Origin of the sequence: Gardnerella sp. DNF00109 (assembly GCF_049262845.1) — a bacterium.
GTDB classification, from domain to species: domain Bacteria; phylum Actinomycetota; class Actinomycetes; order Actinomycetales; family Bifidobacteriaceae; genus Bifidobacterium; species Bifidobacterium vaginale.
Genome location: NZ_CP058406.1, coordinates 1,078,763 through 1,100,541, shown reverse-complemented (window position 1 = coordinate 1,100,541; position 21,779 = coordinate 1,078,763). Strand labels below are relative to the sequence as shown.

General features: G+C 41.0%; 18 protein-coding genes, 2 tRNA genes and 1 pseudogene. 17 read left to right on the top strand and 4 right to left on the bottom strand.

The window, feature by feature from the left end:
- Positions 1-52: 52 nt before the first annotated feature.
- Positions 53-1,126 carry a metal ABC transporter solute-binding protein, Zn/Mn family gene (locus HXT20_RS04335; RefSeq protein WP_004114839.1) on the bottom strand — a complete coding sequence of 358 codons (1,074 nt, stop codon included), beginning with the start codon at positions 1,124-1,126 and terminating at the stop codon, positions 53-55.
- Between the two features lie 243 nt (positions 1,127-1,369).
- On the opposite strand from HXT20_RS04335, the gene HXT20_RS04330 reads away from it, so the two are divergent.
- The 3 genes from HXT20_RS04330 to HXT20_RS04320 all read left to right on the top strand — a co-directional run bounded on the left by HXT20_RS04330 (position 1,370) and on the right by HXT20_RS04320 (position 4,480).
- Positions 1,370-2,254: a bifunctional methylenetetrahydrofolate dehydrogenase/methenyltetrahydrofolate cyclohydrolase gene (locus tag HXT20_RS04330; protein WP_020759463.1), complete on the top strand. Its 885-nt coding sequence runs from the start codon at positions 1,370-1,372 to the stop codon at positions 2,252-2,254.
- Positions 2,255-2,416: 162 nt separating this feature from the next.
- Positions 2,417-3,919, top strand: a complete 1,503-nt coding sequence (rpsA, locus tag HXT20_RS04325) for a 30S ribosomal protein S1 (protein WP_004113153.1) — start codon at positions 2,417-2,419, stop codon at positions 3,917-3,919.
- Positions 3,920-4,150: 231 nt separating this feature from the next.
- Positions 4,151-4,480 (top strand): TM2 domain-containing protein, encoded by a 330-nt coding sequence (locus HXT20_RS04320; protein ID WP_009994376.1) that lies wholly within the window; start codon positions 4,151-4,153, stop codon positions 4,478-4,480.
- Positions 4,481-4,622: 142 nt separating this feature from the next.
- Here the strand turns inward: HXT20_RS04320 and HXT20_RS04315 are convergent, their stop codons facing one another.
- Positions 4,623-6,818 carry a sialidase family protein gene (locus HXT20_RS04315; RefSeq protein WP_020759462.1) on the bottom strand — a complete coding sequence of 732 codons (2,196 nt, stop codon included), beginning with the start codon at positions 6,816-6,818 and terminating at the stop codon, positions 4,623-4,625.
- Positions 6,819-7,347: 529 nt separating this feature from the next.
- Here HXT20_RS04315 and HXT20_RS04310 point away from each other — a divergent pair.
- The 6 genes and pseudogenes from HXT20_RS04310 (at position 7,348) to pyk (ending at position 13,466) form a co-directional block, all read left to right on the top strand.
- Positions 7,348-7,872 (top strand): GNAT family N-acetyltransferase, encoded by a 525-nt coding sequence (locus HXT20_RS04310; protein ID WP_016833167.1) that lies wholly within the window; start codon positions 7,348-7,350, stop codon positions 7,870-7,872.
- A 55-nt stretch (positions 7,873-7,927) separates the two neighbouring features.
- Positions 7,928-8,044: pseudogene (locus tag HXT20_RS04305) on the top strand (dephospho-CoA kinase); the annotation flags it as partial.
- A gap of 224 nt (positions 8,045-8,268) precedes the next feature.
- Positions 8,269-8,841, top strand: coding sequence for a TM2 domain-containing protein (locus HXT20_RS04300; RefSeq protein WP_020759461.1), 573 nt, complete (start codon positions 8,269-8,271; stop codon positions 8,839-8,841).
- A gap of 69 nt (positions 8,842-8,910) precedes the next feature.
- Entirely contained in the window at positions 8,911-9,582 is a 672-nt protein-coding gene (gene coaE / locus HXT20_RS04295) for a dephospho-CoA kinase (RefSeq protein WP_020759460.1), read from the top strand.
- Between the two features lie 89 nt (positions 9,583-9,671).
- Positions 9,672-11,786 carry an excinuclease ABC subunit UvrB gene (gene uvrB / locus HXT20_RS04290; RefSeq protein WP_004113141.1) on the top strand — a complete coding sequence of 705 codons (2,115 nt, stop codon included), beginning with the start codon at positions 9,672-9,674 and terminating at the stop codon, positions 11,784-11,786.
- Positions 11,787-12,026: 240 nt separating this feature from the next.
- Complete coding sequence (gene pyk, locus HXT20_RS04285) at positions 12,027-13,466, top strand: pyruvate kinase (protein ID WP_004113139.1); 1,440 nt, start codon at positions 12,027-12,029, stop codon at positions 13,464-13,466.
- Between the two features lie 288 nt (positions 13,467-13,754).
- Here the strand turns inward: pyk and HXT20_RS04280 are convergent.
- Positions 13,755-13,828, bottom strand: a tRNA-Leu gene (locus HXT20_RS04280).
- A 249-nt stretch (positions 13,829-14,077) separates the two neighbouring features.
- Between HXT20_RS04280 and HXT20_RS04275 the strand changes: the two genes are divergently transcribed.
- From HXT20_RS04275 to HXT20_RS04250, 6 genes are all read left to right on the top strand, one after another.
- A tRNA-Arg gene (locus HXT20_RS04275) sits at positions 14,078-14,150 on the top strand.
- A gap of 72 nt (positions 14,151-14,222) precedes the next feature.
- A complete protein-coding gene (gene glmU / locus HXT20_RS04270) occupies positions 14,223-15,638 on the top strand; it encodes a bifunctional UDP-N-acetylglucosamine diphosphorylase/glucosamine-1-phosphate N-acetyltransferase GlmU (protein ID WP_013399648.1) in 1,416 nt (471 codons plus the stop codon).
- A 29-nt stretch (positions 15,639-15,667) separates the two neighbouring features.
- On the top strand, positions 15,668-16,105 hold the full coding sequence (gene rsfS / locus HXT20_RS04265) for a ribosome silencing factor (RefSeq protein WP_009993484.1): 438 nt from the start codon (positions 15,668-15,670) through the stop codon (positions 16,103-16,105).
- Between the two features lie 9 nt (positions 16,106-16,114).
- On the top strand, positions 16,115-16,936 hold the full coding sequence (locus tag HXT20_RS04260; RefSeq protein WP_009993488.1) for a histidine phosphatase family protein: 822 nt from the start codon (positions 16,115-16,117) through the stop codon (positions 16,934-16,936).
- A 174-nt stretch (positions 16,937-17,110) separates the two neighbouring features.
- On the top strand, positions 17,111-17,611 hold the full coding sequence (locus HXT20_RS04255; protein ID WP_004138033.1) for a LytTR family DNA-binding domain-containing protein: 501 nt from the start codon (positions 17,111-17,113) through the stop codon (positions 17,609-17,611).
- 77 nt (positions 17,612-17,688) lie between these two features.
- The gene (locus tag HXT20_RS04250) at positions 17,689-18,138 is read left to right on the top strand and encodes a DUF3021 family protein (protein ID WP_004117652.1); all 450 of its coding nucleotides are present in this window, start codon (positions 17,689-17,691) and stop codon (positions 18,136-18,138) included.
- 162 nt (positions 18,139-18,300) lie between these two features.
- On the opposite strand, the gene HXT20_RS04245 is transcribed toward HXT20_RS04250, so the two are convergent.
- A complete protein-coding gene (locus tag HXT20_RS04245; RefSeq protein ID WP_004113128.1) occupies positions 18,301-18,705 on the bottom strand; it encodes a pyridoxamine 5'-phosphate oxidase family protein in 405 nt (134 codons plus the stop codon).
- A gap of 874 nt (positions 18,706-19,579) precedes the next feature.
- On the opposite strand from HXT20_RS04245, the gene HXT20_RS04240 reads away from it, so the two are divergent.
- Positions 19,580-20,575, top strand: a complete 996-nt coding sequence (locus HXT20_RS04240) for a DMT family transporter (RefSeq protein WP_004117654.1) — start codon at positions 19,580-19,582, stop codon at positions 20,573-20,575.
- A 77-nt stretch (positions 20,576-20,652) separates the two neighbouring features.
- Positions 20,653-21,777 carry a hypothetical protein gene (locus tag HXT20_RS04235; RefSeq protein ID WP_415682343.1) on the top strand — a complete coding sequence of 375 codons (1,125 nt, stop codon included), beginning with the start codon at positions 20,653-20,655 and terminating at the stop codon, positions 21,775-21,777.
- The last annotated feature ends 2 nt before the right edge of the window (positions 21,778-21,779 follow it).

Sequence of the window (21,779 nt, the reverse complement as noted above, 5' to 3'; positions counted from 1 at the left end):
TTATATTTTTTTATATCTTCCTATATCTTCTACTTATTTTTATTTTTCAGATTTACTTTCCAGGATCCTGCTGACCTTTGTTAGACCTACTTGGATCTGGCTTAGAAACTGTAGGCTTTTCTGTAATAGGCTTATTTTGCTGAGAGGCTTCGTGCTTTCCCAACTCTTTTCTCATGTTAATCGTAGCTTTACCGGCATTGTCAATGTCTTCGCAAATTTTCATAACCCATTTTCTTAAATCGGTTGCATACGTTGGCATGAGCTCGTTAACCCACATCACAGACGTGTAGCTTCTTCCAGCTGTTCCAGTCAAAATGCTTATGTCAGTATTATTGCGTTGACTGTTGTTGATTATTACGTCAAATTTTCTTTCTTCTATTAATTTCTGGAATTTGTCCACATTAGTCTTATCAATAGCATCGTCTTGAGCAGCCTGAGTAGCATATTCTTTAGGAGTAGAATCCTCTATATTCATATCTGACATAAGCCAGAAAAGAATAGGATTAGTCGACGCATACTTTAAGTTTTTGTGATCTTTACCAAACTTTTCAATATACTCGTCAAGATTCTTTTCTTGAGATTTAACAGTATTAAGTCTTTTAGTAAAAATCTTCTTCTTTGACGGAAGAATCTTAGAGAAAACGTCGCAAATATTAGACGCCATAGCACTTCTCGCATCTTTGGACAACCATAAGTAAGGATTATCACCATTTAAAGCGCCAACTGTAGAAGCAGCATTTACTGTTTCGCTCTTTTTAGATAAGTATTTTGCAATCCAACTGTCATATCCAGCCCCGTTAGAAATCACAACTTGTGCATCATAAAGTTTTTGCAAATCCTTACTGGATGGTTTAAATGAGGAGGAATCAACATCTGGCTTGTTTATTATTGACTTAACAACAACATCGTTGCCTCCGATCTCTCTGGCTAAGCTTGCCCAAGATTCAAGTGTGGAAACAACTTTAATTTGTTTAATTTCTTTTTTTGTATGTGTTGTTTTTTCAGAAGATTGTGAATTTGCACCGCACCCAGCCATGCCAATCAACATTGATGGCACAATTGCGCAAGCTAAAATCGCTTTGCATATTTTCTTTGCGCGACTTAAATGAAAAGTATTTTCACACATCTTTGCGCCCCTTCCGTAAACAGCGTGCACGTACAAAAGTGTGGTACTGCTGTGGTACAGCTAATAAGTTGTATTACTAATAATAAATACCATTCTATTATTAATATCCTGTTATTAGTAGTTGTGTCGCGCACCTCTATACCTCACGATAGCCTATCCATACGAATATACTACGTGTACGAATTGTATTAGATGATTTGTAAGTTGAACATAAGAATTAACATGCGAGCTGGGAAGTGAATCATGGTTGTTGTATTAGATGGGAAAGCGCTAGCTGCAAGTATTAAAAGCGACTTAAAAAATAGAGTAGAAAAGCTTAAAGAAAAGGGCATTAATCCAGGGCTTGGAACGCTTTTAGTTGGAAGCGACCCTGGTTCGTTGAAGTATGTTGCTGGAAAACACAAGGATTGCGAAGAAGTGGGGATTCGCTCAATCCGATGCGATTTGCCAGAAGACGCTAGCGAATACGAAATTCTTACTGCTGTCGAAAAATTAAATAATGACCCTTCCTGCACAGGTTTTATAGTGCAATTACCTTTGCCAAAAGGCGTGGATTCTAAGAAGATTATTGAGGCAATAGACCCTGCAAAAGATTGCGACGGAATGCATCCGTACAATTTAGGCGAGCTGGTTATGCATATTTCGGGAGATATTGTTACACCTCTTCCATGCACGCCGCGAGGAATTTTGGCACTGCTAGATGCTTATAACATTGATCTTGAAGGCAAAAATGTGTGCGTACTTGGACGAGGAATTACTGTTGGACGAACAATCGGGCTGCTTCTTACGCGCAGGGGAGTAGATGCAACTGTAACATTATGCCACACGCGCACGCGCGATTTGCATGATATTATGATGCGCTCCGACGTTATTATTGCAGCAATGGGCAGCACTGGATTTGTAAAGCCTTGCGATGTTAAGCCTGGATGTGTGTTGGTTGATGTTGGTGTATCGCGCGTTTTTGATGAAGAAGTGGGCAGATATCGTGTAAAAGGCGATGTTGATGTTGCTTGTAGAGAAGTCGCGGGAGCGTATTCGCCAAATCCTGGTGGAGTGGGTCCAATGACTCGCGCAATGCTATTGGCTAATGTTGTTGACATGGCTGAGCGAGCAGCAAGCGGCGAGTAGTGTTAAGTAGCAAATATCAAGTAGCGCGACACGCCCGAAGTAAAACGGCGATTTTGGCTATGCCTATATATAACATTGACAGAGCGCGTGCATAGTGCGCGTACAAAAGTCATAATTTAATATCGAGTAATATCCACCCCAAGAAGAAACCACTAATAAGTAATGGCAGAGAATAATAACGAAGTCGCCAAGGTTGCGATTAATGATATTGGCACCGAAGAAGACTTCATCAAGGCAGTCGATTCAACCATCAAGAATTTTGACGATGGTGATTTAGTTGAAGGTACAGTCGTAAAGATTGATCACGACGAAGTATTGTTGGACATCGGCTACAAAACTGAAGGTGTAATCCCTTCCCGTGAACTTTCCATCAAGAAAGACGTTGATCCAGATGATGTTGTTGAAGTTGGCGACACCATCGAAGCCCTTGTTGTAACTAAGGAAGACAAGGAAGGACGTCTTATTCTCTCCAAGAAGCGTGCACAGTATGAGCGTGCTTGGGGTGATATTGAGAAGATCAAGGATGCAGACGGTATTGTTGAAGGTACCGTTATTGAGGCTGTTAAGGGCGGCTTGATTGTAGACATCGGTTTGCGCGGCTTCTTGCCAGCTTCCCTCGTTGAAATGCGTCGCGTTCGCGATCTTTCCCCATACATTGGCCAGAAGATTAAGGCTAAGATTCTTGAGCTCGATAAGAATCGCAACAATGTTGTACTTTCTCGTCGTCAATTCCTCGAGGAAACCCAGTCCGAAGTTCGCGAGACCTTCCTTTCGCAGCTTAAGAAGGGTCAGATTCGTGAAGGCGTTGTGTCTTCTATCGTGAACTTCGGCGCATTCGTTGATCTCGGCGGTGTTGACGGTCTCATTCACGTTTCCGAGCTTTCTTGGAAGCATATCGATCACCCATCCGAGGTTGTTAAGGTTGGCGATAAGGTCACTGTTGAGGTTCTCGACGTTGATCTCGATCGCGAACGCATCTCCCTCTCCCTTAAGGCAACTCAGGAAGATCCATGGCAGCGCTTCGCTCGTACCCATGTTCCTGGACAGGTTGTTAAGGGTAAGGTCACCAAGATTGTTCAGTTCGGTGTGTTCATCTCCGTTGAAGACGGCATCGAAGGCTTGGTTCACATTTCCGAGCTTGCTAACCGTCATGTAGAGAACCCAGAAACTGTTGTTAAGGGTGGCGAAGAAGTATTCGTTAAGGTTATTGACGTAGACCTCGATCGTCGTCGTATCTCGCTCTCCTTGAAGCAGGCTAACGAGGCTGTTGATCCAAATTCTGAAGATTTCGATCCAGCTCTCTACGGCATGCCAGCTGAGTATGACGAAGAAGGAAACTACAAGTACCCAGAAGGCTTCGATCCAAACACTAACGAGTGGATTGCTGGTTACGAGCAGCAGCGCGAAGAGTGGGAAGCACAGTATGCAGCAGCTCACGAATTGTGGGAGCAGCACAAGGTGTTTGCCGCTAAGGAACTCGCAGCTGCAGCAGAATCCGCAGCCGCTGATGGTCAGAACGAAGAAGCTGAAAAGAAGCCAGCTAAGGAAGAAAAGAAGGAAGAAGTTGCTTCCAACTATTCTTCTGAAGCAGCTAGCGAAGGTGCTTTAGCTGATTCCGATCAGCTCGCAGCTTTGCGCGAACAGCTTTTGAGCGAAAAGAAGTAGTTTCTACTTTCTACTAGAAGTTTATTAACAATTGCCCTGATGAGTTACCATCGGGGCAATTTTGTTTATGTTTGGTTACTGTTTGGTTACTGTTTTGAGTATGTTTTACGAGTATTTTTGTGACTCAAGTTTTGTAATTAAATATAGGTACAATTAATTTTCTTTTAAGAATAATGATTATATGATGCTTTTAAACATTAATCATAATTCTTAAAAGGATTGGTGAAGATTATGAGCACGTTTGATAACAATCAGAAAAATCCTCAGTTCCCTTCGTATGATGGTAATAATGAGGAAAACGCTAAAGCAACTTTAGTAAGCTCGCGCAATAAAATTGTTGCAGGTTTGCTAGCGATTTTCTTAGGATTTTTAGGTGTGCACAATTTTTATCTTGGTTTTAAAGGAAAGGCGATTGCACAGCTGCTTATTTCTGTTCTTTCTTTTGGTTTCCTGTTGATTATTACGGGAATATGGGCATTGGTTGAGGGTATTTTGATTCTTTGCTCAAAGCCTGGAAGTAAGTGGCACAAAGATGCTGATGGTGCTGAGTTAAAAGACTAAAAATAAATATTTAGTATTAAGATTTATAAGTAATTTTACAAATAAAAGATGCGTTTTAGAATTCAATTTCCAAAACGCATCTTTTATTTTTTATGCCTAAAACATTAGAACAAATGAATAATATAGCAAATATACTTATTCTTTAATATTGCATATTTTTTAATTTCATTAATGCTGCAGAGATAGCTATTAATAGAATCATTAAAGCATAAGGAATAGTTGTGTTGATTCCAGTTTTTTGCATCATTCCTCTATTCTTTGCTAAAGCATTGCCAGATTTGCTATAATGCTTATCATTATTTTCATTATCAATGCTGTTGTTATCCACATTGTAATTATCCTGTTTTGCTTTTGAAGAGTAATGATAATTCGTTCTGGAATCGTCTGTATTAGAATAATCCTTTCTGTAATTTTGAGAATATTCTTTATCTATGTTAAATGTGCTGCTATTCTGTTTATTGTTATTCTTATTTATCTCCTCTTCGGATTGTGTTGTTTCAGGATCTTTTCCTGTTTGTGTATCAGTATGTGATTGATTGTTAGGTAGAGGATCTGTTTGAGTACTAGAATCTTTAGTTTCACTTGCAACATTTAAAGTTATACTCGTTTCAAATGATAATTCTGTGCTTGAACGATCTTGATTTTTGTTTGCAGACGCAATACGAATTTTTGCAGTAAGTTTATCTCCAACTTTTGCTGTTTTAGGCACTTCAATTTTCAAAGGAATATATGTAGTTTTATTCGCTTCGATTGTTATAGAATCGCTTGATGCAGTAAAATCACTTGTATTTATAGACGTAGCTTTAATATTTTCATATTTAGTACTCGTAGGATTTACCACAGGAAGACTTATCTCTTTGGTGGATAGATTAATTTTAGTTGTGGAAGCTAAGGTTATGTTAGGACGTATACTTAACCAGTCAGCAGAAATTCTCGTATACATTATGTCATTATTATCGCCCTCATATAGAAGACCATAGCCGCCTCCTGCTTTTTGGCTTAAAGCTTGAATAGTGGAGTACGCCATTGCACCATTCTTGAATCCCTTTTCTTCTGTCCAATTTTCTCCATCATTATATGAGACACGTATCAAGCCATTTGCTCTTCCAGAACCAGAAGAAGATGAATATAAGAGGATTTTAGCTGCATCAGATCCAATTGGAGCATCTGGGAATGCTCTTGTTATTTGAGCGTTATTACCTGGATCTGGCAGTGTCTCATCTTTGTATGCTTTACCATACGTTTCTCCGCCATCATTAGAAAAAGCAATGATTCTATGATTATTTGCACCGCCTTCATGTGGTCTAGAGTTTAACATAATTCTTCCATCAGAAAGCTCTACAACCTTATTTTCATCCATATGGCTTTGTTCTTTACCTAGTCCAACTGGATTTCCAGCTTTCCAAGTTACTCCATGGTCATCAGAGTATACAGATACTGCTTGCCACTTCTCATTGTTTCTTTGCACACTTCCATTGGAACTGTTTACTATTGCGTATTGTTGTATTAAACGACCTTTATATTTTCCGTATTTTAGTTGAATACCATGCCCAGAAGTAGCAAATCTAGCTCGTTCATTTTTTGGATATTTAGTTATGTCTTTAGTTATAACTTTTGGCTCACTCCAAGTTAAACCGTTATCTTTTGAGCAAGTAACAGCAGCGTCTAAAATATGTCTATCACTTTTATCTGTACTAGCTGTAGAATCCCATACGCCACCATCGTATGATTTTACGAAGAATAAGAAAATATTGCCTGTTTCTTGGTCTACAACATATGAAGGGTCAGAGAATCCATATTTATTTGAGAGTCCATCTTTATTTGAGTTTTCTTTTCCTTTTGCTACGATTTGTATTTTTTCAAAAGTTTTTCCACCGTCTTTAGATATTCTTTGAACAATAGAATTTGGATTAGGGGCATCAGCTGCACCATTTGGTCGATAATCCCAAGCTGTAAGAATCCAACCATTGTTAGCTTCAGCTATTGCAGGTATTCTATAATAAGGTTTTCCAGTTAGTCCTTCCACAGTTTGACCTATTGTTGCTAATCTAATAGGATCCCCGTCTTTTCTAGGCCTTGGAACTGGATTAATATTTGTAACTTTTTCGCCAATTAATTTTGGAGTAGATATAACTTCATTACCATTTGCATCTTTGCTAATTTTCCAATCGGTTGACGGAGTGAAACCTTTTTCTTTAATGTCAGAATTCTCTGTTATATGGAATCCTTGCGTGCATGATACAGTTTTTCCTGGTTGTAGATCTCTCCATCTACAGTTACCATTATTTCCTTCAACGGCCACAGCAGTGAGATTACTTTTAGTTGGCCAAACAGTCACATTGTGATTAGTATTATTTGTGTAAGTCAGCTTATATCTTAGCGTATCCCCAACTCGAACATCATTTTTTAAATCATCCGTACGTGTAATCGTAAATGTTACTGGTTCAGTTTGTTCGGGGGGGGGGGTAGTTGCTGATGCTACACCTATGCTAAGTGACACAATTGTTGCAGATGTAAGAATTGCTGAGAAAATATTTTTGCAAACTTTATGCGCTGTTCCAATCATTATATTCCTTTCTTCATTGAAGGCGTATAAGTAATTACCTATAAATTACATCTTTGTCTTTATAGTTTGCGAGAACAATTACCTCGTATCTGTAGATTCTAAATCATTCATATGACATGTGACGTATGTTGAATTTTATGATAAAAAGAAGAAATTATATTGATTAAGTGAATATAAGCGAAAATATTTCGAAAATAATAATTAGTACTTATATAACGATGGTTATGTAAAATCAAATATGCATATGTCGATTAAATATGTTGTGTTGTAATACGGATAGTAGCTTGTATAAAGGATTTTTATGAAGAACATTGAAATTAAAAAATTAGATTATTTAGAAGCCAAAGATAATATGAATATAATTTTAGATTTATATCTAAAAGCATTCCCTAAAGAACTGGATCGTATAGATAATGTTCGTGAGCGCATATTAGATAGTTTGAAAGATAACAATAGTGCGCTTTTACTTGTTGCTACAATGAATAATCGTATTATCGGTGTTTTATATGGCATAGAATTATTACAAGATAATTGGTATGCGAATAAAATTAAGCCATTTTTATCAGAAAATTATGATTGGTACAATCAAAGCTTAGAGCTAAATGAGTTGTTTGTAGATCCTGAGTTTCAGCATATAGGCGTTGGCAGTGCGCTTATGAAGAAAGTCGAAAATCTTAAATTATATAAAACAATAATTTTATCTACAGAAAAAGATAATAATGCTGTTGCTTTAGATTTTTATAATAAGCTTGGATACAGTTTATTAACCGATAATTGGAAATCTTATTACGGGTCTATTTACTGCGTGCTATATAAGAAGTTTTAGTTGGGTCAATTAAAACTTACGTTATTGTGAGAAATGTATCGTTTATAATCAAAATATGACAATGATGCGGATTGCGGTAAAGGGCGGAATTGCAGCTGGAAAATCTACAGTAGCAAATCATTTGCGTTCGCTTGGCGCGTTTGCTATAGATTACGATGTTTTAGCGCGTGAATGAGGCTTCTACCGAAGGTGCTTTAGCTGATTCCGATCAGCTCGCAGCTTTGCGTGAACAGCTTTTGAGCGAAAAGAAGTAGTTTTCTACTAAAATCTTATAAATAAGATGCCCTCGGTGAGTAATCATCGGGGCATCTTTTAATATCTTTAGTAATAACGCTTTGATTTATTAATTTTTTATTATACAGTTTTTAAGAAAATAAATTTCTTACGAGAGAAAGTGTGATTATTGTGAGTGATTTAGATAAGCAAACTGGAGATTACTCAGGCTCTGACGGACAGACTCAGTACGGACAACCACAGTACAATGATCAGTCCCAGCAGTATAACCAGGCTCAGCCACAATATAACAACCAATCCCAGTATGGTGCTCAGCCTCAGTACAATGCTCAGCCACAGTATGGTCAGACTCAGTATAATCAGAATTCATATGCTCAGCCTCAGTACAATGCTCAGCCGCAATATGGTCAGTACTCTCAGTCTACTCCTCAGTACAATCAAGCATCTTCATACTCTAACTATGGGTCTAATTATTCATCAAACACATACAGAAGCTCTCGTAACAAGATTGCTGCAGGCCTGTTAGCGATTTTCTTGGGCGCTTTGGGTGTGCACAATTTCTATCTTGGTTTTAAAGGCAAGGCTATTGCCCAGCTTCTTATTTCTATTCTTTCTTTCGGCTTGCTGGCTTTTGTTTCTGGAATTTGGGCATTTATTGAAGGAATTTGCATTCTTTGCTCTCAGCCTGGTTCTAAGTGGCATAAGGATGCCGATGGTGCTGAACTTCAAGACTAATTTTACAATTACTATTTAGCATATAATGCCCCGGTAATTAGTTACTGGGGCATTAATTATAATCAAAATATGACAATGATGCGGATTGCTGTAACGGGCGGAATCGCTGCTGGAAAATCTACAGTAGTAAATTATTTGCGTTCGTTTGGCGCGTTTGTTATAGATTACGATGTTTTAGCGCGTAAAGTAGTGGAACCGGGAAGCGCAGTCTTGCAGAAAATCGTAAGCATTTTTGGGGAAAATGCTGTTAAGAATGATGGCTCTTTAAATCGCGAGTTTATTGCGGAGCATATTTTTGGCGATGATGTAAATCATAAGCAAGCGTTAAGCAGGATTGAGTCGCTTATTCATCCTGCTATTTATGATTTAGCGAAGACTTTAGAAGGTGAGTATATAAGCGAGTATTCTAGGAAAATTTCTAAAGAAGATTGCAGTGAACGAGCATCTTTAAGATCTGTTATTGTGCACGATATTCCGCTTCTCGCGCAAGTAATTGACAGCATTCCATTTAGTTTTGATCATATTATTACAGTTGAAGCACCTAAAGATGTTCGCATTGCGAGAATGATAAGCGAGCGCAAAATGAGCCAGAATCAGGCGGAGCAGCGCATAAGTAATCAAGTTGAAGAGATTGAGCGCAAAAAAATCGCGGATTTTGTGGTTGATTCTACAAAGCCTATGGAAGTTATGCTTAAAAGCGTTGATTCAAAAATTAAAACGTGGATGGGTAAGGAGCATTAGATACCGCGCGGAAAAATCGCAAGCAACCGCGCGATTGTTGGGTTTTAGTAAAATAAATAAAATGCTCTTGATGCTCTTGGAGAAAAATAATGTCGAATAAAATTCAGCGCACAAACAAGCCGTTTGTAGTAAAAGCTCCGTATGCGCCTTCGGGCGACCAGCCGCAAGCAATCGAAGAGCTGGCTAATCGCATTGAAAACGGCGAAAACGACGTTGTTTTAATGGGCGCAACTGGTACTGGTAAAACTGCTACAACCGCTTGGCTAATTGAGCGTTTGCAAAGGCCTACACTTATTATTGAGCCGAATAAAACTTTGGCAGCTCAGCTTTGCGCGGAGTTTCGCGAGCTTATGCCAGATAATGCTGTGAGCTATTTTGTGTCTTACTACGACTACTATCAGCCGGAAGCGTATATTCCGCAAACAGACACGTATATTGAAAAAGACTCGAATATTAACGACGATGTTGAGCGTCTTCGTCACGCAGCTACAGCGAATTTGCTTACGCGCAGGGATTGCGTTGTTGTAGCTACTGTTTCTTGCATTTATGGACTTGGTACCCCAGAGGAGTATGCCGAGCGAATGCTTATGTTAAGCGTTGGGGAGCAGCTTGAGCGAGACGATTTATTACGTCAATTTGTTAGCATGCAATACAAGCGCAATGACATTGCGTTTACGCGCGGAACTTTTAGAGTGCGTGGAGATACGGTTGAGATTATTCCAGTTTACGAAGAATTAGCTGTGCGAATTGAGTTCTTTGGTGACGAAATCGACAGAATTACAATGTTGCATCCGCTTACTGGGGAAGTGATTCGCCAAGAGAGTAGTGTTCATATTTTCCCAGCATCTCACTATATTGCGGGGCCGGAGCGCATGGAGCGCGCGCTTGAGGCGATTGAAAAAGAGCGTGACGAAAGAGTTGCGCAGCTTAAAAAGCAGAATAAATTGCTGGAAGCTCAGCGTTTGGAAATGCGAACTACGTACGATTTGGAAATGCTTCGACAGGTTGGAGTGTGTCCAGGAGTGGAAAATTATTCGAGGCATTTTGACGGGCGCGATGCAGGCACGCCTCCGCATACGCTTCTTGACTTTTTCCCAGACGACTTTTTGCTTGTTTTAGATGAGTCGCACGTAACCGTGCCGCAAATCGGAGCTATGTATGAAGGCGATGCTTCGCGCAAAAGAACGCTTGTGGAGCATGGTTTTAGACTGCCTTCTGCAATGGATAATCGCCCGTTAAAGTGGAAAGAATTTTTGGAGCATGTTGGTCAAACTGTGTATCTTTCGGCAACACCTGGAGATTACGAGTTGGGACTTTCGGATGGCGTAGTTGAACAGATTATTCGCCCAACTGGCTTGCTTGACCCTAAGATTGAGGTTCGACCTGTGGAAGGGCAGGTTGACGATTTGCTTGCGGAGATTAAGGCGCGTGTTGCAAAAGATGAGCGCGTGCTTGTTACTACGCTTACAAAGAAAATGGCGGAAGACTTAACTGATTACTTTTTGGAGCTTGGTATTAAAGTTGAGTACTTGCATTCGGATGTTGATACTTTGCGCAGAGTGGAGCTTTTGCGCGAGCTTCGCGAAGGAAAAATTGATGTGATTGTTGGCATTAATTTGCTTCGTGAGGGTTTGGATTTGCCGGAAGTTTCGCTGGTTGCGATTTTAGATGCAGATAAAGAAGGCTTCTTAAGATCTTACCGCTCGCTTATTCAGACGATTGGCCGCGCTGCTCGTAACGTTTCTGGAACTGTTCTTATGTATGCGGATGCTGTTACGGATGCTATGAGCAAGGCGATTAGCGAGACAGAGCGCCGCCGCGAAAAGCAAATCGCGTACAACAAGGCTCACGGAATTGACCCTAAGCCTTTGCGAAAGAAGATTAGTGACGTGAACGACATGCTTGCTAAAGAGGATGTTGATACTCAAACTTTGCTAGCAGGCGGTTACAGGAATGCTAATAAGGCTGGGAACTCGCATTATGGAGTGCCAAAAGAGCCGAATCTTGGGCAGCAAAGTAAAGAAAAGCGTATGGCGAATATTTCTGAGTTGCCGCAAGACGATATTATGTCTTTGATTAAGAATCTGAGTGAGCAAATGCATACAGCGGCAGAACAGTTGCAATTCGAGCTTGCAGCGCGATTGCGTGACGAAATACGCGATCTAAAGAAAGAATTGCGTCAAATGGATGAGGCTAATAAGTGAGTATGATTAATCGTGAGTTAATCGCGTATAAATAAGCTAGTAGTGATTAATCGTGACTAGTCGCAAGGTAATCGTGCTTTAATAAATGAGTGTTGCTAAGTGATAAGTGTGCCTAATAAATAGACGCGATAAATAAATAAGCGCGAGTTTTGTCTATAGGTCACAATTTGCTGGTACACTATTACTCGGAAAGTGGGTATTTTCCCATTTAAAAATAAACAAAGGAAACAGGCAGGCATTATGAGAAAAGCCAAAATTGTTGATACTATTGGACCAGCTACCGAATCGTTAGAGGGTATTACCAAGCTTGTTGAAGCTGGCATGGATGTTGCTCGCTTAAACCGTTCGCATGGCACTCCTGAAGATCATTTGCGCGTTTACAACAATGTGCGCGAAGCTTCAAAGACCACTGGTCGTAATGTTGCTGCTCTTGTTGATTTGCAAGGTCCAAAGATTCGTTGCGGCTGGTTCAAGAAGAACGCTGACGGCGAAGACAAGGTTTATTTGGAAGAGGGCCAAGAGTTCGTTATTACCACAGACGATATTGAGGGTGATGAGCATCGCACTTCCACAACCTTCAAGGGTTTGCCAGGAGATTGCCACGCAGGCGATCCAATTTTGATTGATGACGGCAAGGTTCGTCTTGAGGTTACCAAGGTAGAAGGCAACGACGTACACACTAAGGTTGTTGTTGCTGGCCCAGTTTCTAGCCACAAGGGCATTAACCTTCCAGGCGTTGCCGTTTCTCTTCCAGCATTGACCGAAAAGGATGAGTCTGATCTTCGTTGGGCTATTCGCACGGGTGCAGACATTATTGCAATGTCGTTCGTGCGTTTTGCTACCGATATTGATCGCGCTCACGAAATCATGGACGAAGAAGGCCGCCGCATTCCAATCGTTGCAAAGATTGAGAAGCCACAGGCTGTTGCAAACTTGGAAGAGATTGTTAAGACCTTTGATGGCATTATGGTTGCTCGTGGAGATATGGCAGTGGAGATGCCACTTGAGCAGGTTCCACTCGTTACCAAGCGCTGCATTGAGCTTTCTCGCCAATACGCAAAGCCAGTAATCGTTGCTACCGAAGTTCTTGGATCAATGGTTAACTCTCCAGTTCCAACTCGTGCAGAGGCTTCTGATTGCGCTAACGCTGTTCTTGACGGCGCCGATGCAACTATGACATCTAACGAGACCGCAGTCGGCAAGTATCCAGCAGTTACCGTTCAGACCATGTCTCGTATTTCTCAATACGCGACTGAAAATGGCTATGATCGCATTCCATCTGTGGAGCTTGACATGTCTAGCACGGGTGCAGTTTCTTCTGCAGCTGTTGACTTGGCGGACAAGCTTAACGCTAAGGCGATTGTTGCTTACACTCAGACTGGTCGCACTGTGCATCGCATTTCTCGCGAACGCCCAGCTGCTCCAATCTACGGCTTGACCAACAATGAGCACACTTATCACTGGTTGGCTTTGAGCTGGGGCACTGAAGGCTTCTTGATTAGCGAGGACTACCACGATATGAACCGTCACGATCTTATGATCTTCACCGACAAGGTTCTTCGTGAAGCTGGTAAGGTTGAAGACGGCGACAAGATTGTTGTTTTGAGCACTGCTCAGGGTGAGCGCCAGGCTGGTCGTACCGACTCTATTTACGTTCACACCGTTGGTGCTTGCGATTAATCCCTAGTTGATTGCTAGTTAATCGTTAGTTTTTTTAAACGCGCATCCTTTTGGGTGCGCGTTTTCGTTTAGCATGAATCTGGTGATTTCTCACGCTACGATTTAAACTCGAAGTCGTCTATTCCCGCGTTTGTTTACCATTTGAGCCAAAAAGGGAACAAACGCAGTAATGAAAACGCTACGAGGATTAAGTGTGTCGTTTGGTGTGTCGTTTGTGTATCGTGCAAAATCGCGTGAGAGAGAAGATAACAAAAACGCCGCTTAGAATGTTAAGCGGCGTTGTGCACGTGCCCCCGGTGAGACTCGAACTCACACTGCACAGATTTTGAGGCTGTTTCCTCTACCAATTGGGATACAGGGGCATCTTAAATTATCCGCGTTTTAACGCGACTTGATGACTATACCACATTTTGTAGAGTAATCAAATATACCGCGTGTTGCGCGTGCGGAAAAGTCGCTAGCAGCCGAGCACCAAAAACCCAAAGTAAAATCAAAATAAATAAATATAAATCAAAACAGAGTCAAAACAGAGTCAAAACAGAAATATTAATTTGCAAATTATTTAAGACTGGGTGTGTTGATGTAAGAATTTTGGTATAATTGCGACTTGCGCCTCTGTAGCTCAATGGATAGAGCAACGGCCTTCTAATCCGTTGGTTGCGCGTTCGAATCGCGTCGGGGGCACTTGTTTGATTTTCTGCTCTTGTATTATTTCGAAAGCATTTCGACAATATCTCATAAAAACAAGGAGCGCGCGTGGAAAAGCATAATGATAATGTAGCCGCAGCGATAATTCTGGCAGCAGGTGATGGGACGCGCATGCGTTCAACAACGCCGAAAGTATTGCATCCGTTCGCTGGAAAAACGTTCTTAAATCGCGTAATGAACGCAATGGCAGGCGTAAACCCTAAGGAGCTTGCTGTTGTAGTGCACGCTCAAGCGCAACGAGTGTCGGCAGCTGCGCAAAGCTACAATAACGCCGTGCGTATTGTGAACCAGGATGATAAGCCTGGAACGGGCAGGGCAGTGCAGTGCGCAATGCGAGATCTTAATGAAGCTTCAAAACAAGAATGTGGTAGTGCGCTTAAAGGTTCTGTGGTAATTGCGGCAAGTGATATGCCACTTTTAGACACGCAAACATTGCAATCATTAATTGATTTTCACAATAATCAAGGCAATGTAGCAACTGTTTTAACCGCTGTTTTAGACGATGCCACTGGCTACGGGCGAATTGTGCGAGAAGCAAATGGTGATGTGCTAAGAATTGTTGAACACAAAGATGCTAATGCAGGAGAGCTTGCGATTAAGGAAGTGAACACATCTGTGTACGTGTTCGATGCGGAAGTGCTTACAGACGCAATATCTAACCTTAATTCCAAGAACGCTCAAGGCGAGTTTTACTTAACGGATGCGCTAGAGCACGCTCGCACAATGGGGCGTGTTGGAGCAATGGCGGCAGCTGATTCGTTGAGAGTAGAAGGCGTAAATACACGCGTTCAATTAGCTGCGCTTGCAAAAGCATACAACAAGCGCGTTTGCGAAAAGTGGATGCTTGAAGGCGTAACGATTCTAGACCCAGAAAACACGTGGATCGAAGACGATGTTGTTTTGCAAGAAGACGTTACGGTACTTCCAGGGTGCTTCTTGCAAGGGCAAACGATTGTTAAAAGCGGTGCGGTTGTAGGACCATACACTACGCTTATCGATGCGCAAGTAGATGAAGACGCGGTTGTGGAGCGCTCGCGTGTGCAAGAATCACATATTTGCCGCGCTGCAAACATTGGTCCGTGGACGTATTTGCGACCAGGAAATGTGCTTGGCGAGGAGAGCAAAGCGGGCGCGTTTGTGGAGATGAAGAAAGCGCATATTGGAAACGGCACTAAGGTTCCACACTTAAGCTACATGGGCGACGCTGATTTGGGTGAGCACACGAATATCGGCGGTGGCACAATTACAGCAAACTACGACGGTGTGCATAAGAATCACACGACTATTGGCTCTAACGCGCATGTTGGTGCAGGAAACCTGTTTGTAGCTCCCGTTACTGTTGGAGATGGAGTTACAACGGGTGCAGGATCTGTTGTGCGTCACGATGTTCCAGCGGATTCCATGGTGTATTCGGAAAATACGCAGCATGTTGTAGAAGGCTGGAAGCCAGTTTGGGAGCGCTAGTTCGATAGTTCAATAGTTAAGGAGAAACAATGGCAGCTTTAGAAAGCTCTGTTAACGCGATTAGGATTGCTGCGGCTGCAGCTGATAGGTTAAAAGCCACTAATATCCAGGCTTTTGACGTTAGCAATCTGCTTGGAATTACAGACGCCATGCTGGTTGTTTCTGCATCTAACGAGCGTCAAGTCTTAGCTGTTAGCGAAGAAATCGAAAAAGACTTGTACTTAAAAGACAATAAGCGTAAAGCTTTATCTCGAGAAGGTTTAGAACTAGCACAGTGGATTTTGCTTGATTTTGGCGACTTTGTGATTCATATTATGCACGAGGAAGCGCGCGAGTTTTATCGCCTTGAGCGTTTGTGGAATGATTGCCCTGCAATTGATTTGCAACTTCCAGAGCATGATGAGAGCGATGCGGATGGCGATTATGTCTATGATGCGCAAAATGGCGATCAAGAGTCTGAAAGGTAGCGCAAGATAATGGTTGATTTTGTTGAAAGCGCAACGCAAATTGCGCATAATGCCAATAAAAACAGCGCTCACGAAGGTATTGCGCGTTCTGTAATGCTTGTTCGCCATGGCCAGACGCCTTATAATGCACAATTTAGACTTCAAGGCATGATTGATATTGCTTTAGATGAGTCTGGAATAGACCAGGTGACTCGCTCTGGTAAGGCTTTGCGTGTTCTTTTTGGAGCTTCCGACTTAGAAGACCCAAAGAATCCAAATAGCGAGGAGCACGTGCGCATTACTCCAGAAGAAGCAGACGCGAGTTTTGTTGCAATTGCTTCTCCGCTTATTCGCGCACAACAGACAGCTCATGCTTTTGCAGATAAGATTGAGCTTAATGTTCACGTTGAAAATGGTGTGCGCGAGCGCTTTTTTGGAGAGTGGGAAGGCCTTAATCGCCAGCAAATTAACGAAAAATGGCCTGAAGATTTTAAGTCATGGGTTGATGGCAAAGGTGGTGAACTCAACCACGGTGCAGAAACTAAGCAAGAAGTTGGCGAGCGCGCGGCGAAAGCTGTTGAGGATTGGGCGCGCAAAACTGGCTCGGATCGCGATTTGCTAGTGTTTTCGCACGGCTCTTGCCTATCTCAAACTGTTCATAAGCTTCTTGGATTAGACAAGGTAGATCCTTCTTATAAGACGATTGGTGGAATGGGAAACGGTCGTTGGGCGCGTTTAATTCCAAGTCTTAACGCGGATGGTTCAATCCATTGGCGTTTGGATGCTTACGATCAAGGCCCTGCAGCCGACCCTACAAGTCAGCGTCTTATTCGCATTTGGGGAGCGGCTTAAGTAGCTGTGTAATCTTTTCATTTTTCGCCGCTTATGTTCCAAAAACTACCGTTTAGCGGTTTTGTAAAGACAGACTATTTACAGTGCCGTATAGTCAAAATTACAAAACAAAAAGCTAGCAAAAGCTAAGAAAAGTTAGCAAAAGCTAACGGTAGTATACGGAAGGGAGGCTTGATGAAAGTAACGATTGCTATTGTGCCGCCAGAAGAGGAGCAGCACGCTCAATTGTCAGTTCACAATATTGACGACAATCTTAAACGCATTATAGCCAATTTGCAAGGCATTGATTCTAAAAATGCAAAAGCAAGTAACACTGAAAATAATACTGTAAATGCGGAAAATAGCAACAATAATTCATTTATATATGGTTATATTAACGATTCGATTATTGTTATGCACGAGCCAGATGTGATTATGATTTGCGTAGAAAATTCGCGCGTAATCATCCACAGTGATAAAGGCGAGTGCGTTTCTTACAAGCGCCTAATGGATTTTGACAATCCGCAATTCGCGTCGTTTGTGCGCATATCTAAATCCGCAATCGTGAACTTGAATCGCATTGTTCGAGTAGATCCAGGATTCGGCGGAAGTATGAGCGTAAAAATGGACGACGGAAGCGTTGAGTGGATTAGTCGCAGATGCTTAGCAGGATTCAAAAAGCGCTTAGGAATGTAGTTTTAAGCGTAGTCAAATATAAAACTATCAAAAATTTTAATACTAATTTTTTAATACTTAAAAAGGAAATGATTATTATGGAAAAGCAAGTTACAACTTTAGGCAAAACAATGGCAAAAAACATTGTCAAAGGCATTGGCATAGGGTGCACTATTTTTACTGCAATCAGTTTTGTATCTAGCCTGTTAGCGCATAGCGCAGTTGGAAACAGAATTGCATCTTATGCTGTAGCATCGTTTGTTATAGGCATAGGCTATGGAGTGTTCGCTATTTTTTGGTCGAATGAGCGTATGTCAAATCTCGCAAAATTCGTTTTTGCGCTAGTTCCACCAATTGCTATTCAATTTATTGTATCGGTGATTGTTGGGTGGATTTCATTCAAAGATGGGCCAGCTGTGATTTGCGGATGGATTGTATTCACTGTTATTTTCCCGATTGCGATTGCTGCAATAATTTATTACTTCGAGAAGAAGAAAGCGGAAGAAATGAACGCTAGGTTGCAAGCATTGCGTAAAGAAAACAAGTAAATTAGTGACAATTAAATAATCAAATAAAAATTAATCAAATAAAAATTGAGTGGTGTTCATCTTCGCCATTGAGGACGAACGCCACTCGATATTGTATTCCGCGTATTAGAGACCTAAAAATTCGGCGTTTTGTTAGATTTTTACTAAAAATTAGTATTTTGACTAATCTTTAGTAATTGTCTTTCCAGCATTAGCTCCAGAAGTCAAATCCTGAATCTCATTAATCTCCATAACAGGAACGGCAGCAGGCTTCTTTGTGCCCTTTTCTTCGGCAACGCGAACTTGCTCATTGTAAATCGCGTCATCCGTGTGAAGCGTAACAGTTCCGCGGAAGCGATAGCCCTTCTTTTCTGCCAAATTTGCAACTGCTACAACCAACTGGCTGCCATCTTGCAAGTTCTTAAAATGCTGACCTGCAGTGCGCTCATGGTAAGCAAGGTGATTATCGTCTAGAACAAACATTGACATCTTTGGTCCAAGATCAAGCTCGCCATCTTTGCTAATCGTTGCAATCCAAGCCAAATTGTTCTCAATAAAAGTCTTCATATCTTCACTAAGAGTTGCCATGTTGAGTCCTTTCTTCAACTGATTATTTTTTCAATCGCGCAATCATATGATTATGATTCAATCACATCTAAGATTACGCGCAATCCTGCATATAAAGGCTTAAAATTCGACAAGTTTTTGCAAAAACGCCTAAACTTGTGACATAAATCACCAATTGTACAAAGTGCAAACGTAATTTTCCGCACTTTGTACCATATTTGACCTAAATCACGTACAAAAAGCGGAAAATCGCTAACGCGCTACGCTTTAAGCGAAAAGGCAGGTCGTCGCGCAAGAAAAATCTCGAATCTCGGTGTTTAAGCAATACGCAATTGCTCAAGCACGTAAGAGGGCTGGGTGATTCTTGGTCGAACAATATAAGAGCGGCAGCCGATACCAAATAATACAAATGATCAACCACTACAAACAAACTTCAACCAAAAACAAAATAAAAGCCAAAACGGAACAACCGCAACTCTAGACTACACGTAATAGGCGGAGCGTTGTGAGACAAGAATTAGCCAGCCCTCTCACAATAGTAAACAGAGAATACCGTTCGCGCGGTCTAAGCGCGCTCATGTCTTCGCTTGCGTTGAAAGCACACTGTGCTTTCAACCTTAAGCAAGCTCAGCGCTCCGAATTACCTTTTCGCGCTACGCTTTAAGCGAAAAGGCAGGTCGTCGCGCATCAATCATTAATCGTAAATATTAAGGTAAAGTCGCAGTGTGTACAACCAATTCAGTTGTCAATTAGGAAATTTTCCGAAGGAACGCCGATAGGTTGTACTTTTCTTGTTTTTGTGGCTATTCTATAAAGTTTATAAGGCAATTTAGCTACCTTAAAGAAAAATTTAATGTTATAGACTTGTGATTTGCAAGAAATTGAGGGGAGTGACATGAGTGAAATAAATAGCGCGGTTCAACCAAGACAGAACAATCGAATTAACGTAAACTTCGCGCGAATCATGTTGCTCTTATGCGCCGCAATTTGGGGCGGAAGCTACGTCTCATCTAAATACGCTCTAGAGGTATTCCCACCTCAATGGCTTATGGGAGTTCGCATGCTTGGAGCGTGCATAATAATGGGCGCAGTCTTCTTTAAAACAATCCGCAAAAATTTTACTAAAAAGCTGATAATTCCTTCGCTTTTAACAGGTGTTACATACTACGCATCTTTAGTTACTCAAACAGAAGGATTAAGGTGGATAGACCCAGGTAGAAGTGCTTTTCTTACAGCCGCCTACTGTGTTATAGCGCCATTTTCAGCTTGGATGATTATTAGAAAAAAGCCAACGCTTTTAGGAATTATTGCTGCTTTAACATGCGTTGTGGGCGTTGGATTCGTTGCATTAAAGCCAGGATCTCTTGTTCTTACACTTTCTCACGGAGATGTTTTAACTCTTATTTGCGCGGCTGTTTTTGCGTTTAACTTAACATACTTAGCGTATTATTCTAGACAATACAATCCCGTTGCTTTAACATTCGGCCAGTTTAGTGTTTCTGGAGTTCTATTTTTGTGCGGAGCTGCAATAAGTGAGCCTTTGCCTAATTTTAATGCTGAAGATAATTGGATTACGTTTACAAACATGTTCTATCTTATAGTGATAGTAACTGTTCTTGCGCAAATTATTCAAAACTATACTCTGATTTATCTTTCAACAGCTAACGCTTCCGTGATTATGTGCACAGAATGCTTGTTTACATTGCTATTTTCTAGCATTCTATACAACGAGCGCGTAACAAGCGTTGCTTTTATTGGCTTTGCATTGATTTTTGCTGCGATTCTGCTTGCAAGTTTGGCAGAGCATATTGAGCTTATAAAAATCAAAAATAAGCAGAAAATTTCTGAAACAGAGTCTAAAGTTGCATCTGCAGCAGCATCTACAATTTAAATAGTTGTCAATTTAAATAGTTGTCAATAATTGTCAATTTGAATAGTAGTAAATAATAATTTTGTAAGGTGGTACTTGTGAAGAACTTCTTCAAAGGAATATCGTTTACGCAAGTGCTGGCTGGTTCTTTAGCAGCTGTTACAGCATTCCTTCTATCGTCAAAAATCGGTATAGCAGGATCAGTAATTGGTGTTGCAATAGGTTCGATTGTGTCTGCTGTAGCATCGCAACTTTATCAAAATGTTATTCACGCGTCTTCAAAAAAGATCCAGTCTTCTTCTGCATTAAAATCAGTTTCAAGCCATTATGCAGATGATGACACTAAAGTTGTAAATAATGCACGATTTATTGCATTAGAGGATGATATGCCAGAAGAATATGAGGTTCATGAAGCGAACGAACCTCGCAGAATAAAAACAGTTAGAAAAGTTATGGCTACTGCCTCTGGGCAAAATACTGATAATAGCGTTGATAACACAAGCATTATGGAATTGTCTTCATTAAGAAAGATGAAAGAAGAAGATAATTCGCTTTCGGAAGGAGATTCGGATTCTCTGCTTACGCTAACCGACGCAAAGCGTAGATTAGGCAACAATAGTGATTATGACTATGCAAAGCAGAAAAAATACGTGGATGATGAGTCAAGGTACAAACGACTTACTATTTTAGTTGCTGTTCTTAGCGCTCTTGCTGCGGTGATTATTACTGCTGGCATGGTTCTGTTGTTTACGCAAGGAAAAGGTACTGATAATTTAAACAATTTACCGCAGAATCCTGCGCAAAATAACAATCAGACTAATAGGGGAAATCAGACTCCTGAAAATGGTGAGAATAATCGTATTCAAAATCAGAATCAAGATTCAGGCAACTATTCTAAATCTAATGAAGACAATAAGAATGATGAGAATGGTTCGGATAAAAAACCGTCTGATAAAAAAGATGCGAATAATCATGAAGGAAACTCTTTATATGATAAAAACTCTTCGAATAGTGGTGATTCAAAGGGTGCGGATGGATTAAACAATTCTGGATCTGACTCAAAATCTAGCGGATCTAAGGGTGATTCTTCACAAAACACAGATTCTGGATCGGCTTCGTCTCCTTCATCTCCTTCTTATTCTTCACCTAATGGTGCAGATGGTGGTACTTCTGTACAGCAGGGAGAATCTGGATCGCAACAATCATCGGGTGGTGGCGAATAATA

Coding starts and splice junctions, on each gene's coding strand:
- HXT20_RS04335 (WP_004114839.1), bottom strand. CDS start 1,126: ATGTGTGAAAATACTTTTCATTTAAGTCGCGCAAAGAAAATATGCAAA.
- HXT20_RS04330 (WP_020759463.1), top strand. CDS start 1,370: ATGGTTGTTGTATTAGATGGGAAAGCGCTAGCTGCAAGTATTAAAAGC.
- rpsA (WP_004113153.1), top strand. CDS start 2,417: ATGGCAGAGAATAATAACGAAGTCGCCAAGGTTGCGATTAATGATATT.
- HXT20_RS04320 (WP_009994376.1), top strand. CDS start 4,151: ATGAGCACGTTTGATAACAATCAGAAAAATCCTCAGTTCCCTTCGTAT.
- HXT20_RS04310 (WP_016833167.1), top strand. CDS start 7,348: ATGAAGAACATTGAAATTAAAAAATTAGATTATTTAGAAGCCAAAGAT.
- coaE (WP_020759460.1), top strand. CDS start 8,911: ATGACAATGATGCGGATTGCTGTAACGGGCGGAATCGCTGCTGGAAAA.
- uvrB (WP_004113141.1), top strand. CDS start 9,672: ATGTCGAATAAAATTCAGCGCACAAACAAGCCGTTTGTAGTAAAAGCT.
- pyk (WP_004113139.1), top strand. CDS start 12,027: ATGAGAAAAGCCAAAATTGTTGATACTATTGGACCAGCTACCGAATCG.
- rsfS (WP_009993484.1), top strand. CDS start 15,668: ATGGCAGCTTTAGAAAGCTCTGTTAACGCGATTAGGATTGCTGCGGCT.
- HXT20_RS04260 (WP_009993488.1), top strand. CDS start 16,115: ATGGTTGATTTTGTTGAAAGCGCAACGCAAATTGCGCATAATGCCAAT.
- HXT20_RS04255 (WP_004138033.1), top strand. CDS start 17,111: ATGAAAGTAACGATTGCTATTGTGCCGCCAGAAGAGGAGCAGCACGCT.
- HXT20_RS04250 (WP_004117652.1), top strand. CDS start 17,689: ATGGAAAAGCAAGTTACAACTTTAGGCAAAACAATGGCAAAAAACATT.
- HXT20_RS04245 (WP_004113128.1), bottom strand. CDS start 18,705: ATGGCAACTCTTAGTGAAGATATGAAGACTTTTATTGAGAACAATTTG.
- HXT20_RS04240 (WP_004117654.1), top strand. CDS start 19,580: ATGAGTGAAATAAATAGCGCGGTTCAACCAAGACAGAACAATCGAATT.